Source organism: Janthinobacterium sp. FT14W, assembly GCF_009208755.1.
Lineage (GTDB): Bacteria > Pseudomonadota > Gammaproteobacteria > Burkholderiales > Burkholderiaceae_D > Janthinobacterium > Janthinobacterium violaceinigrum.
In genome coordinates, this window is the sequence record NZ_WFLL01000021.1 from 98,928 (window position 1) to 112,484 (window position 13,557).

The window sequence follows — 13,557 nt, forward strand, 5'->3', positions numbered from 1 at the left end:
GAAGAAGGATGCTTCATGGCACGAACACGTTCGCTGGCCGGCACCGTTGCCGCCGCGATGTCCCCCGCCCTCCCCGCATGTCGCGTGCGGCCGCTGGCCGCCGCCGTCCGGTCGGCCCTGCTGGCGGCAGCGCTGGGCGCAGGCGCGGCCCTGGCCGCCGACGCGCCGGCCAATCCCGAGGTCGCCACCTTGAGCGAGATCAAGGTGCTGGGCCAGCAAGACAAGGCATCGACGGAAAACACGGGTTCCTACACGACCAGGGAAATGGCCACGGCCACGCGCATGGGCCTGTCCATCCGCGAAACGCCGCAATCGATCTCCGTGGTGACGCGCCAGCGCATGGACGACATGGGCTTGAACAGCCTGGCCGAGGTGCTGGTACAGTCGACGGGCGTGACGGTGCAGGAAAACGATAGCGAACGCACGAACTTTTCCGCGCGCGGCTTTTCCATCGGCAATTACCAGATCGACGGCGTGGCCGTCAATTCGGGCAGCAATGCGCTGTTCGACACGGCCATCTATGACCGCATCGAAATCGTGCGCGGCGCCACGGGCCTGGTCAGCGGCAATGGCGACCCGTCGGCCACCATCAACATGCTGCACAAGCGTCCGGGCAAGGAATTCGCCGCCTCGGCCGGCCTGACCGTCGGTTCCTGGAGCAAGGTCCGGCTCGAAGGCGACATCGGCGCGCCGCTCAATGCCGATGGCAGCATCCGCGGGCGCGTCGTGGTGGCGGGCCAGAACCGCCATTCCCACCTCGACCTGTACCAGGAGCGCAAGCTGGTGGGCGCCGTCATCGTCGAGGCGGACCTGACGCCGGACACCTTGCTGACGGCCGGCATCGATTACCAGAAAAACACGCCGAAAGGCACGAGCTGGGGCACCACGCCCCTGTTCTTCTCGGACGGCACGCCAGCGAACATGCCGCGCTCGTTCAACATGGCGGCCAAGTGGAGCAGCTGGGAGCGCGCGTTCGAAAACAAATACATCTACCTCGAGCACCGCTTCGCCAACGACTGGAAGGTCAAGGCCGCGTATGGCCGCCTGGACAGCTCCTCGAACGGCAAGCTGTTCTACGGCGGCAGCGGCTACCCGAACCGCGACGGCTCCGGCCTGGGCGTGTGGAGCAGCGCCTTCCCCTACGATGAAAAGCAGGACAACTTCGACCTGTCGGCCAACGGCACCTTCCCCCTGTTCGGCCGCCGGCACGACCTGGTGCTGGGCGCCAACGGCTGGAAGCGCACGGGCACGACGAATGAAACGCAGTTCGAGGACCCGCTGCCCTTCGCCACCACGATTCCCGACTTCCGCCACTGGACGGGCGACGTGCCCGAGCCGGCCATGCTGCGCACGGGCGCGCACGACGTCGCCACCACCAAGCAGTCAGGCGCCTTCATCGCCACGCGCATCAACGTCATGGACAATCTGAAGGTGCTGGCCGGCGCGCGCATCTCGAAGTGGGAAACGTATAGCGACCGCTACGACACGCAGGGCCGCTTTGCCAAGCGCAGTTCCGCCTACAAGACGGACGATGTGGTCACGCCGTATGCGGGCGTGGTGCTGGACGTGAGCAAGAGCACCTCGCTGTACGCCAGCTACGCGGACCTGTTCAAGCCGCAGAACCTGAAGGACAAGAACAATGCCTTCCTCGACCCGATCACGGGCAGCAACGTGGAAGCGGGCGTGAAGAGCGAATTCTTCGACGGCGCCGTCAACGCCTCGTTCGCCGCGTATGAAGCCAGGCAGGACAACCTGGGCGAGGAAGACAGCTCCGTGCCGCTGACCTTCTTGCTGCCCGACGGCAGCCGTCCGTATGTCTCGACGGGCAAGGGCACGAAAAGCCGCGGCTACGAAGCGGAAGTGTCGGGCAGCCCGCTGGCGGGCTGGCAACTGTTCGCCGGCTTTACCCACAGCACCTCGAAGACGGGCAAGGGCGTGCTGACCAACACCATCCAGCCGAGCAACATGCTGCGCGTCTCGACCACCTACCGCCTGCCCGGCCAGTGGCAAGACCTCACCATCGGCGGCGGCTTGAACTGGCAGAACGAGATCTACACGACGGCCACCCTGCCGAACAAGACGAAGACGCGGGTCAGCCAGGGCAGCTACGCGCTGGCCAACCTGATGGCGCGCTACCAGATCAGCCCGAAACTGTCGGCCAGCCTGAATGTCAACAACCTGTTCGACAAGACGTATTTCCGCCGCGTGGGTTTCTATAACGGCGGCTATTACGGCGAACCGCGCAGCGTGGCGCTGAACCTGCGTTACCAGTACTGATGCACCGTGCCGGCCGCCTTCTTCTGGAACGCGGCCGTTTTGACTGTTTGGCATAAAAACATACAAGGGATACACCATGCACCTCACTTCCATCGCGCGCCCCGGCGCCCTCGCCGCCGCCCTGCTGGGCGCGGCCACCGTCTGCGGCAACGCCGGCGCGCACCAGATCTGGCTCGAACAGAAGGGCCAGGCGGCCCACGTGTACTTCGGCGAATTCGGCGACAACCTGCGCGAGGCGTCGCCCGGCCTGCTGGACAAGTTCCGCATTCAGAGCGCGACGTGGATTGCGCCGTCCGGCAGCAAGCCGCTGCAGGCGAACAAGACGGCCGGCGCCTTCGTGCTGAACGGCAAGGTGGGGGCCGGCGAAAGCATCATCGTCGAGGAAAACGCCTATCCGTCGTGGGAAGAGAAAAAGGATGGCAAGGCCACGCGCACCGTGTGGGTACCCGCCGCGCGCCTGGTGGCCGACGCCAAGGCGCAAGCGCCCGCGCTGGCACTGGACCTGGTGCCGACGGGCAAACCGGGCCAGTTCCAGGTCAGCTACAAAGGCAAGCCGCTGGCCGAAGCCAAGGTCAACGCGGTGGTGCAGTCGGGCTGGGGCAAGGAAGCGTGGAGCGATGCGCAAGGCCTGGTCAGCTTCCCGCTGCCGTGGCAGGGCACGTATGTGCTGGAGGTGCAGCACACGGACAAGACGGCCGGCCAGCGCGGCGCCGAACACTATAACAAGGCCATGTATGTCACCACCCTGAGCCTGGTGCAGCCGCAGGGCGTGGCGCCGCTGCCGGCCGGCCCGGCCCTGCCGCCAAGCAAGGACCACGACTGACCATGCAAGCGCCTGCCCATTCTGATCCCGCTGAAAAAGCGCCGCGCCTGCGCCTGTCCGCCGATGCCGTGTACCGGCTCGGCGTGGCCTCGCGCAGCGTGGCCGCCATCGTCGGCGGCTACGTGCTGGCCGCGCTGGTCACCATGCTGCTGTCGGTGAGCCTGCCCATGGCCCGCTCCGAAGCCGTCATGACGGCCACCCTGCTGTCGTTTGCCATCTACACCTGCGTGGTGATGTGGGTCTTTGCCACGCGCAGCGCCCTGCGCGCCTGGCTGGGCCTGTTGATCCCCGCCGCCGTCATCGCCGCCATCCTGCAATGGATGGACGCACTATCCTGGAGTCTCGCATGAAAGAAGGTTTCCGCCAGTCGATGGCATGGCTGCACACCTGGTCCGGGCTGCTCGTCTGCTGGATCTTGCTGCTGGTGTTTTGCGCCGGCACGGCCAGCTACTACCGCAACGAAATCACCTTGTGGATGCAGCCCGAACTGCATGGCGCCGCCGCCAGCCAGGTGACGACGCCAGACGCGGCCACGGTCGCGCAGCAGGCGATGCAGGAGCGGGCCACGGGCGCCACGCGCTGGTTCATCAGCCTGCCCGGCGAGCGCAATCCCTCGCTGCAGCTGGGCTGGAGCAAGCCGTCGCAACCGGGTGAAAAGAAGCGCGGACGGCGCGGCAACTTCCATAGCGAAGCGGCCGACCCGGCCACGGGCGAGGTGCTGTCCAAGCCGCGCGACACGCGGGGCGGCGAATTCCTCTACCGCCTGCATTTCGACCTGCACTACATGTCCGCCATCTGGGGCCGCTGGATCGTGGGCTTCTGCGCCATGTTCATGTTCGTCTCCATCATCAGCGGCATCGTCACGCACAAGCGCATCTTCAAGGACCTGTTTACCTTCCGGCCGAAGAAGGGCCAGCGCTCGTGGCTGGACGCGCACAACGTGACGGCCGTGCTGGCCCTGCCCTACCATATGATGATCACCTACACGGGCCTCGTCACGCTGATGTTCCTGTACATGCCGTCCGGCGCCACGGCCGCCTACAAGGGCGACCAGGATGCCTTCTTTGCCGAAGCCTTCCCGGGCCGCTCGGACGAGCGCAAGGCGGCCGGCGTGGCCGCGCCCCTGGCGCCGCTGGCGCCGCTCGTGCGCCAGGCGGAGCAGCAGTGGGGCGGCAAGGTCGAACGCATCTCCGTGAATCATCCGGGCGACGCCAACGCCACCGTGACCCTGTCGCGCGCGGCCGGACGCGACATCTCGTCGAAGCAGCCGTCGATGGAATTCGATGGCGTCACGGGCAAGCTGCTGTCATCGGACGGCGACGCGCTGCCCGGCGCGGCCGCCACGCATGGCGTGATGTATGGCTTGCACATCGCCCGTTTCGGCGGCCCGCTGCTGCGCGCGCTGTTCTTCCTGTCCGGCCTGGCCGGCTGCGCCATGGTGGCCACGGGCGCCTTGCTGTGGGCCGTCAAGACGCGCCAGAAGCAGGCCAAGGCGCTGGCCGCCGGCAAGCGCCCCAGCTTCGGCCTGCGCCTGGTCGAAGCGCTCAACATCGGCGCCATCGCCGGCATCCCGATCGCCTTCGGCGCGTATTTCTGGGCCAACCGCCTGCTGTCGGTGACGATGGAAGACCGGCCGAAAGAGGAAATCGCCTGCTTCTTCGGCGCCTGGGCCCTGGCCGCCATCATCGCCCAGCTGCGCCCGTCGCGCGCCATGTGGCGCATGCAGCTGGGCGTGGGCGCGTTCATGCTGGCATCCCTGCCCGTGCTGAACGTCTTCACCACGGGATCGCACCTCGGGGTGACCCTGTTCCTGGGCCGCGGCCCCGTGGCGGTGGCCGCCTTCGACCTGGTGGTGCTGGTGCTGGGCCTGGGCCTTGCGTATGCGGCGTTCAAATTGAAGCCGCTGCCCGTGAAGGCGCCCAAGCCGGCGCCTGCCGCCAAACCGGCAACGACGATGGAGGCCGCGTGATGGAGCTGCTGTCGAACTTCCTCGTCTTTGCCCTGTGCTATGCGGGCCTGTCGGCGCTGTGCCTGGCCATGGACCGCCACTACGCCGACCTGCACGGACGCGGCGCCGAACCGCCCGCGCCCCTGCGCCGCCGCTTGCAGTGGACGGGGTCGCTGGCGCTGGCGGCCGGCCTGGCCTGGGCCATGCACATCGCGGGCGGCGGCTATGGCCTCGTCTACTGGACCGGCAGCCTGACGGGCTGCGGCTTGCTGCTGATCTGGCTGCTGCCCTATGCGCCGCACCAGGCCATGCGCCTGGCGCGCCTCGTCGGCGGCGCGGCCGTGCTGGCCGCCATCGCGCTGGCAGTGCTGTAACGCTGCAAGCGCGTGGCGGCATAGCAACAGCGAATTGCATCGCCCGCGCTACCGCGCTAAAATGAGAATAATTCTTATTTGCATTAAGGCCTTCTCTACCATGCTTGGCAGTCCGTTCGCGCCCTCCCCCCTGCTGCCCACGCAGCTGGAAAGCTACTACAGCGCACACCACGGCTGGCTGGCACACTGGCTGCAGCGGCGCCTGGGCAATGCTGCCGAGGCCGCCGACCTGATGCAGGATACCTTCGCCCGCCTGCTGGCCGGCGCACCGATGCAGCCGCAAACGCCGGCCCTGCGCGCGCCGAAAGCCTACCTGGCGACGGTCGCCAAACATCTGCTGCTCAACCACTTGCGCCGCCAGTCGCTGGAACGCGCGTGGCTGGACGCGCTGGCAGCCCTGCCCGAACACCATGTGCCGTCGGCCGAGCAGCGCGCGGAAATCCTGCAGGCGCTGCAAGCGGTCGATGCCATACTCGACGGCCTGAAGCCGAAGGTGCGCGCCGTCTTCATCATGGCGCAGATCGAAGGCTATGCGTATGCGGAAATCGCCGCGCTGCTGGGCATGGGCGAGCGCTCCGTGAAGCGCTACATGGCCGAGGCGCTGACCGAGTGCGTGCTGCAGGCGCCGGACCGGACTGCATGAGCGGGGCCATGCCCCTGTCGCGCAAGGTGGCGCGCCAGGCCGTCGAATGGTATCTGCTGGAGCAGTCGGGCCAGGCCACGCCGGACGACCTGGCCGCCAGCGCCCAATGGCGCGCGCGCGACCCCGAACATGCGCGCGCCTGGAACAAGGTGCGGCAGGTGGGCCAGACGGCCAGCCTGCTGCCGCCGGACCTGGCCGTGCCCGTGCTGCGCCGGCCGCAGCGCCGCGTGGCCATGCAGGTGCTGCTGGCGCTGATGGCGGCGCCCGCCGCCTGGCTGCTGGCGCGCCACGAGATGCTGGCCGATTACCGCAGCGGCGTGGGCGAACGGCGCGACGTCTCCCTGCCCGATGGCAGCACGCTGGTGCTCAATACGGACAGCGCCGTCGACGTGGCGTATGGCGCCGCCGAGCGCCTGCTGACCCTGCGCCGCGGCGAACTGCTGGTGCAGACGCGCCCGGACCACGCGGGCAGCCGCCCCCTCATCGTCGCCACCTGCCATGGCCGCATCCGCGCGCTGGGCACGCGCTTCATCGTGCGCGTCGATGACGACAGCAGCCGCGTGACAGTGCTCGAACATGCGGTGCAAATCGCCCCGCGCGCGCCCTCGGCCACCGTGCACCTGCTGGCAGCGGGCCAGCACAGCCGCTTCGACGCCAAGCACGCCAACCTGCCCACGCCGGCGCCGCTGCATGCCGATGCGTGGGCGCGCGGCATGCTGGCGGTGCAGGACATGCGCCTCGACGCCTTCGCTGCCGAATTGTCGCGCTACCGCCCCGGCCTGCTGCGCGTGGAGCCGGCGGCGGCGGGCCTGCGCCTGTCGGGCGCCTTCCAGCTCGACGACACCGACGCCGTGCTGAAAAGCCTGGTGCACATGCTGCCCGTGGACGTGCTGTACCGCACCCCGTACTGGGTCACCATCGCGGCCCGCCAAAAATAGTTTACAAAAATTGGCCCCTTTTTTCACCCTGGCCTGTCCTGTGGGTATTGCAACGACACTCACCGGAAAGGCAAGACCATGCATCCTCCTCGTCTGACTCCCCTCGCGCGCGCCGTCGGCAGCGCCGTGTTCCTGCTGGCGCTGGCGCAGGCGCCCGCCATGGCGGCAGACATGCCTGCCGCGCCGGCCGCCGCGCAAACGGCCTTCAACGTTCCGGCCGGCGAGCTGTCCGCCGCCATCGCCAGCTTTGCCGTCGAGGCGAAAGTGAGCGTGGGCGCGGCGGCCGAACTGCTGCAAGGCATGCGCACGCCGGGCCTGAGCGGCAGCTACACGGTGCCGCAGGCGCTGGCCCGCCTGCTGGCCGGCACGGGCCTGGAAGCCCTGCCCAGCGGGGAACGCAGCTACGTGCTGCACAAGGCGGGCACCGCGTCCACCGGTGCGCCCATCGCCGCCACACTGGGAGAAGTCGCCGTCAGTTCCAGCGCCCTGCGCGACGGCACCACGGAAGGCAAGCGCAGCTACGCGGGCCTGACCAGCGCCACGCGCCTGAACCTGTCGCTGCGCGAAACGCCGCAAGCCGTCAGCGTCATCACGCGCCAGCAAATCGAAGACCAGGGCTTGAAAACCCTGCAGGACGTGCTGGTGCAATCGCCCGGCATCACGGTCGACCATTCCTCGAGCACGCGCGAATACGACCAGGTGTTTTCACGCGGCTTCGAAGTGACCTCGTACATGTTCGACGGCATCCCGACCAGCAAGAACCTGGAAGCGCGCACCTACGACATGGCCATCTACGACAGGGTCGAGATCATCCGCGGCGCCACGGGCCTGATCAGCGGCACAGGCAGCCCGTCGGCGGCCGTCAACCTGGTGCGCAAGCGCCCGGGCCGCGCGTTTGCCGCCACGGCCGGCGCGCAGCTGGGATCGTGGGACCGCTACCGCATCGAAGGCGACGTTTCGACGCCCCTGACGGCGGACGGCAAGGTGCGCGCGCGCCTCGTCGCCGCGCATGAAGACCAGCGCTCGTTCATCGACCGCTACCAGCAGAAAAAGGACGTGCTGTACGCCATCGTCGAAGCGGACCTGTCGCCGTCGACGGTGCTCAGCGCCGGCATCAGCTACCAGGAGGAAAAGCTCAAGGGCGCGGGGCGTGAATTCCCCGTGTTCTACGCCGACGGCGCGCAGACCCGCTTTCCCCGTTCGATGAACGGCACGGCCGCATGGAGCACGTATGACCGCGAACAGAACATGCTGTTCGCCACGCTCGACCACTATTTCGACAACGACTGGATCGCCAAGGTGGCCGTCAGCCGCAGCAGCAACCAGTACGACGCCCTGCAGGGTTTTTCCGGCAACGGCTACCCGGACCGCGTGACGGGCGGAGGCATGAAGCTGTGGCTGGCCAACTGGCACAGCAAGCCGCAACAGACCTCGCTCGACGCGTACGTGAGCGGCCCGTTCCAGGCCTTCGGCCGCAAGCATGAACTGGTGCTGGGCGTGAGCGCCTCGGAACTGAAGACGAATGGCCCCATCTACCCGAACTGGCGCCTCGACGGCTACGACTACACGGTGCCGGACATCCACGCCTGGCATGGCGCCATGCCGGTGCCCGACTACAGCGGCACGCGCCTGGGCTCCGCGTACGACAAGGAACGGGAAAGCGGCGTGTATTCGACCCTGCGCCTGCGCCCGACGGACGCGCTGTCGGTGATTGTCGGAGCGCGCCTGTCGTACTGGAAGCGCGACATCCGCAGCGATTATTTCAACGGCACGGACCTGTACGACGCCATGCGCGAAAACGGCAAGATCACGCCGTATGCGGGCGTGGTCTACGACCTGGGCCAGCACTGGTCGGCCTACGCCAGCTACACCAGCATCTTCACGCCGCAAAGCCAGCGCGACGTCAGCAGCCGCTTCCTGGCCCCGCTGGAAGGCAAGAACTACGAAGTGGGCGCCAAGGGCGAATTCTTCGGCGGCAAGCTCGCCACCAGCGCGGCCCTGTTCCAGCTGAAGCAGGAAAACCTGGCCGAAGCCGATCCGGGCAACATCTGGATCATCGGCACGGGCGGCGGCTCCTACGCCTATCACACGGTGAAGGGCGCCACCACGCGCGGCTTCGAGGCGGAGGTATCGGGCCAGCTGCGCCCCGACTGGCAGCTGACGGCCAGCTATGCGTATAGCCGCATCCGCAACGCCGCCGGCGAGCGCATCCAGACCAACCAGCCGCAGAACATGGCCAAGCTGTGGACCACGTGGCGCCTGGCGCAGGGCGTGCCTGGCCTGGTGCTGGGCGGCGGCGTGAACTGGCAGAGCGATATCTACATGGATGACCGCGGGCCGAACGGCGAACGCTTCACGCAGAAGGCGTATGCGGTGGCGGGACTGATGGCGCAGTACCAAGTCACGCCGCAGCTGGTGGCGACCCTGAACGTGAATAATGTCTTCGACAAGAAGTACTACTCGACGGGCATGGGCGGCTACTACGGCGATCCGCGCAACGCCATGCTGTCGCTGCGCTATCAGTTCTGAATGGCTTCACTGCTTTTGAGCAGCGCCTCGACGCCTTCGGGCCCCATGGCGCGGCCCAGGAAATAGCCAAACGCCTCGTCGCAGCCCATCTCGGCCAGCAGCTCCAGCTGCTCGCCGCTTTCCACGCCGCCGGCGATGGTGCGCAGTCCCAGCGTGCGCGCCATCGCCACGATGGCGCGCACCATGGCGCCGTCGCCGCCCGGCTTGCCCACGTCGTCGACGAAGCACTTTTCGATCTTCACGGCATCCGTGGGAAAGCGTTTCAGGTAATTGAGCGAAGCGTCGCCCGTGCCGAAATCGCTGATGGCAATCGCCATCCCAAGCTGGCGGAACTGGCGCAGTATCAGTTCGCAGTTCTGGTTGCGGTCGATCAGGATGCCGGCAGCGATTTCCAGCTCGATGCAGTGTCCCGGCACGCCAGCCGCCTCCAGCGCGGCGGCGAAATTGCGCGCGATATCGCGCTGGTAGAACTGGCGCGCCGACAGGCTGACGGACACCGTCAGCATCTGCCCTTGCGCGATCCAGCTGCGCGCCTGCTCCACCGCCGTGGCCATCACCCAGGCCCCCACCGGCAGGATCAAGGCGCTTTCCTCCAGCACCGGCAGGAAATCGAGCGGCATCATCAGGCCCAGTTCCGCGTGCTTCCAGCGCAGCAGCGCCTTCACGCCCGTGATCCTGCGTGTCCTCAGGTCCATGCGCGGCTGGTAGAACAGCGCGAATTCATCGCGTTCGAGCGCATGGCGCAGAGCCGTCTCGAGGATGGTGCGCGAATACGACTGCGCCTGCATGCGCGCGGCGTAGCGCAGGCAGGTGCCCGGCGCGTGGCGCTTGGCCGCATACATGGCCAGGTCGGCCTTTTCGATCAGCGCATTGACGTCGTCGTCATCGTCCGGGTACAGCGCCACGCCCACGCTGGCCGCCACCGACAGGCTGTATTCGCCGATGACGAAGGGCGCGGCGATGGCGGCGACGATCTTTTCGGCCACCCGCTCGGCATCGTGCGCCGTGCGCAGTTCCGTCAGCAGGATGATGAATTCATCGCCGCCCTGGCGCGCCACCGTATCGACCTTGCGCACGCACTGCTGCACCCGGCGCGCAAACTCCGTCAGCACCTGGTCGCCCACGTCGTGCCCCAGGCTGTCGTTGATGGACTTGAAGCGGTCGATGTCGACGAACAGCACGGCCAGCAAGCCCTGGTGGCGGCGCGCGTAGGCGATGCCGTGCTCGAAGCGGATCTGGAAATGCAGCCGGTTGGGCAGGCCCGTCAGGCCGTCGTGGTGGGCGATGAATTCCAGCTGCTGCTCGGCGCGCCGGCGGGCCGACACATCGTGCAGCAGCAGTACCGCGCCGCCCTGTGCCAGCGGCGCGCAGCTGTACTGCACGTCGATGCGCTTGCCGTCGAGGTGGCGCAGCAGCACGGCGCCGCGCGCCACCTCCAGCACTTCCTGCTGCGCCACGCAATCGCGCACCTGGCGCGCCGCATCGATGGGCGTGCCGTCGTGGAACAGCGGCAGCAGCTGCGTCACGGGCTGGCCCAGTCCGTCGCCGCCCGGCAGCCCGCCCATGGCGCTGGCGCGGGGATTCAGGTAGCGCACCACGCCCTCCTGGTCGGTGCCGATGACGGCCGCCGGCAGCGCGTGCAGCAGCGCCAGCGCATCGGCCGCCACCTGCGCCTGCGCCGCCTGCCGCACCACGCCGGTCGCATGGCGCATGCGCCACGTGCGCGCCGCCTGCCACTGGCAGGCCAGCAGCACGCTCAGCACCACGGCCAGACTCAGGCACAGTGCCAGCAACAGCGTCGTCATGCGTCACCCGGCAGGCGGAAAGTGAGGAACATGGTTTTCCTTTGCAACGCGCGCCATGCGGCCGGGCGCAGATACATGCGGAAAGGAAATAGTATAAGAATTTCGCCGGACTTTTTGCCTGATCGGGCGCCGCTTGACTGGCATCAAGCGGCGCGGGACAGGGCTTGCGTTACGCCAGCGACAGCGTCCGGGCCAGGGCGGCCCCCGCCGGCGCGGCCGCGCCGGGCGTGCCATGCAGCTTGAAGATGCTGACGGCGTCGGCCAGGCTGGCCGCCTGCTGCTGCAGCGCGTCCGCGGCAGCGGCGGCCTGCTCCACCAGGGCCGCATTCTGCTGCGTCACGCCGTCCATCTGGCTGATGGCAATGCTGATCTGTTCGATGCCGTCGCGCTGCTCCACGCTGGCCACGGCGATCTCGCCGATGATGGCGTTGACGCGCTGCACACTGCTCACCACGTCGTCCATCGTGCGCCCCGCCTGGCCGGCCAGCACGCTGCCCTCTTCCACCGTGCGCACGGATTCGCCGATCAGCTGCTTGATCTCGCGCGCCGCCTCTGCCGAGCGTTGCGCCAGGCTGCGCACTTCCGTCGCCACCACGGCGAAACCGCGTCCCTGTTCGCCCGCGCGCGCCGCTTCCACGGCCGCGTTCAGGGCCAGGATATTCGTCTGGAAGGCGATGCCGTCGATGACGGCGATGATGTCGACGATGCGCTTCGACGAGGCATTGATATGGCTCATGGTCTGCACCACCTGCGCCACGGCCTCGCCGCCGCGCTGCGCCACGTCGGACGCGCCGCCGGCCAGCCGGCGTGCCTGGTCCGCATTGTCGTTATTCTGCCGCACGGTGGAAGTGAGCTCGATCATCGAGGCGGCCGTTTCTTCCAGCGAGCTGGCCTGCTCCTCCGTGCGCGACGACAGGTCCATATTGCCGCTGGCGATTTCGCCGGACGCCGTGGCGATGGCGTCCGTGCCGGCGCGCACCCGTCCCACGATGGCGGCCAGGTTGCCGCTCATCGCTTTCAAGGCGCGCAGCAGGTCGCCGATTTCATCGCGGCTGCCGTCGGCCACCACGGCGCGCAAGTCGCCGGCCGCCACCTGCTGGGCGATGCCCACGGCCGCGCCCAGCGGCACCGTGATGCTGCGGATCAGCCACCACACGGTGACGGACCCCACGACCAGGGTCACCAGCACGGTGGCCAGCATGGCGATGCTGGCGCTGCGGTGCGCGGCGTCATCCTGCGCCTTCATCTGCGCCATCAGGCTGTGCGACTGCTTGCCGATGGCCGTGACGATGGCGTCGATCTGGCGCGTCGGTTCGCGGTCCATGCCCTTGACCAGCGCATCGACGGCCTGCGCGCTGTCGGCGCGCGCGCCGTCATACTTTTGCAGCGCCGCCAGGTAGCTGACGCCCAGCGCGTCGTGCGCCTGCACGGCTTGCGCCACGGGCGCCGTATCGAGCTTCAAGGCGGCCATCATCGCTTCCAGGCTCTTCAATTCCTTGCGCGTCTGCGCGCCGCTGGCAACGAACGCCTCGCGGTAGCGCTGGAAGGCGGCCGCATCGCCGCCCCGCAGCAGGATGTTTTTCCATTCCTGTACCTGGATCTTGAATTCCACCTGCGCGCTGCGCGCCGCATCGACCGCTTCCGTCAGGGCCACGGAACGCTGCATGGCGTCCGCGCTGCGCGCGCTGGCCGCGTCGAGCGCGCTCCAGCCGCGCACGCCGACGAACAGCAGCGCAAGAAAGAAGAAGGCGCCCAACAGACCCAGGCGGACAGAGATTTTCAGATTCTCGAGTTGCATGTGTTTCTCCCGGCAGCAAGAACAGGATGGCAACAAAGGGGGTGCCAAAACTATCCAATTCTCACCAAATGGGGAAATCATGCAGCGTGCCCCGTGAAAAACCAAGCGGCGCTTTCGCTAGTGAAACACTTTCAGCATAGAAACAACAAATTACATGAAAAGCTTAACTGTCTGGCCATATTGCTGCACGTGCAGCATGGTCTGGCCGGCAATCTTGCCGCAGCGCTAGGGTCTATCTGACTGATTTCAGAGGAGCCATAGAATCATTGTTGCGATAATCACGACTGCCAGATAATTGTGTCCGCGTTTATCGTAGCGAGTTGCGACGGCGCGGAAATCTTTCAGGCGGTTGATTGCGCGCTCGACGACATTGCGGCCTTTGTAAGCTTGTGCGTCAAAGCGCGGCGGCGCTCCACCTCGAC

The 13,557-nt window shown here is 67.4% G+C and carries 11 protein-coding genes; 8 read left to right on the forward strand and 3 right to left on the reverse strand.

Going from position 1 to position 13,557, the window contains the following annotated elements; all coding sequences use genetic code 11:
* The first annotated feature begins 15 nt into the window (after nucleotides 1-15).
* The 8 genes from GCN74_RS15700 (at nucleotide 16) to GCN74_RS15735 (ending at nucleotide 9,532) form a co-directional block, all read left to right on the forward strand.
* The gene (locus tag GCN74_RS15700; protein WP_226939067.1) at nucleotides 16-2,277 is read left to right on the forward strand and encodes a TonB-dependent siderophore receptor; all 2,262 of its coding nucleotides are present in this window, start codon (nucleotides 16-18) and stop codon (nucleotides 2,275-2,277) included.
* A gap of 76 nt (nucleotides 2,278-2,353) precedes the next feature.
* Complete coding sequence (locus GCN74_RS15705; protein WP_152257542.1) at nucleotides 2,354-3,100, forward strand: DUF4198 domain-containing protein; 747 nt, start codon at nucleotides 2,354-2,356, stop codon at nucleotides 3,098-3,100.
* 2 nt (nucleotides 3,101-3,102) lie between these two features.
* Nucleotides 3,103-3,450: a DUF3649 domain-containing protein gene (locus GCN74_RS15710; protein ID WP_152257543.1), complete on the forward strand. Its 348-nt coding sequence runs from the start codon at nucleotides 3,103-3,105 to the stop codon at nucleotides 3,448-3,450.
* A complete protein-coding gene (locus tag GCN74_RS15715) occupies nucleotides 3,447-5,069 on the forward strand; it encodes a PepSY-associated TM helix domain-containing protein (protein WP_152257544.1) in 1,623 nt (540 codons plus the stop codon). Before GCN74_RS15710 ends, GCN74_RS15715 begins: the two co-directional genes overlap by 4 nt.
* Nucleotides 5,069-5,422 (forward strand): DUF3325 domain-containing protein, encoded by a 354-nt coding sequence (locus GCN74_RS15720; protein ID WP_152257559.1) that lies wholly within the window; start codon nucleotides 5,069-5,071, stop codon nucleotides 5,420-5,422. The genes GCN74_RS15715 and GCN74_RS15720 overlap by 1 nt, the downstream gene beginning before the upstream one ends.
* Before the next feature lie 100 nt (nucleotides 5,423-5,522).
* The gene (locus GCN74_RS15725) at nucleotides 5,523-6,065 is read left to right on the forward strand and encodes a sigma-70 family RNA polymerase sigma factor (protein WP_226939068.1); all 543 of its coding nucleotides are present in this window, start codon (nucleotides 5,523-5,525) and stop codon (nucleotides 6,063-6,065) included.
* Nucleotides 6,062-7,003, forward strand: coding sequence for a FecR domain-containing protein (locus GCN74_RS15730; RefSeq protein ID WP_152257546.1), 942 nt, complete (start codon nucleotides 6,062-6,064; stop codon nucleotides 7,001-7,003). Before GCN74_RS15725 ends, GCN74_RS15730 begins: the two co-directional genes overlap by 4 nt.
* Nucleotides 7,004-7,081: 78 nt before the next feature.
* Complete coding sequence (locus tag GCN74_RS15735; protein ID WP_152257547.1) at nucleotides 7,082-9,532, forward strand: TonB-dependent siderophore receptor; 2,451 nt, start codon at nucleotides 7,082-7,084, stop codon at nucleotides 9,530-9,532.
* Here the strand turns inward: GCN74_RS15735 and GCN74_RS15740 are convergent.
* The 3 genes from GCN74_RS15740 to GCN74_RS15750 form a co-directional block, all read right to left on the reverse strand.
* Entirely contained in the window at nucleotides 9,523-11,337 is a 1,815-nt protein-coding gene (locus GCN74_RS15740; RefSeq protein ID WP_152257548.1) for a putative bifunctional diguanylate cyclase/phosphodiesterase, read from the reverse strand. The two genes, GCN74_RS15735 and GCN74_RS15740, sit on opposite strands and share 10 nt — an antisense overlap.
* Before the next feature lie 169 nt (nucleotides 11,338-11,506).
* A complete protein-coding gene (locus GCN74_RS15745) occupies nucleotides 11,507-13,135 on the reverse strand; it encodes a methyl-accepting chemotaxis protein (RefSeq protein ID WP_152257549.1) in 1,629 nt (542 codons plus the stop codon).
* A 246-nt stretch (nucleotides 13,136-13,381) separates the two neighbouring features.
* Nucleotides 13,382-13,557 (reverse strand): transposase (locus tag GCN74_RS15750; RefSeq protein ID WP_152257550.1); only part of this gene is annotated, 176 nt, incomplete at its 5' end.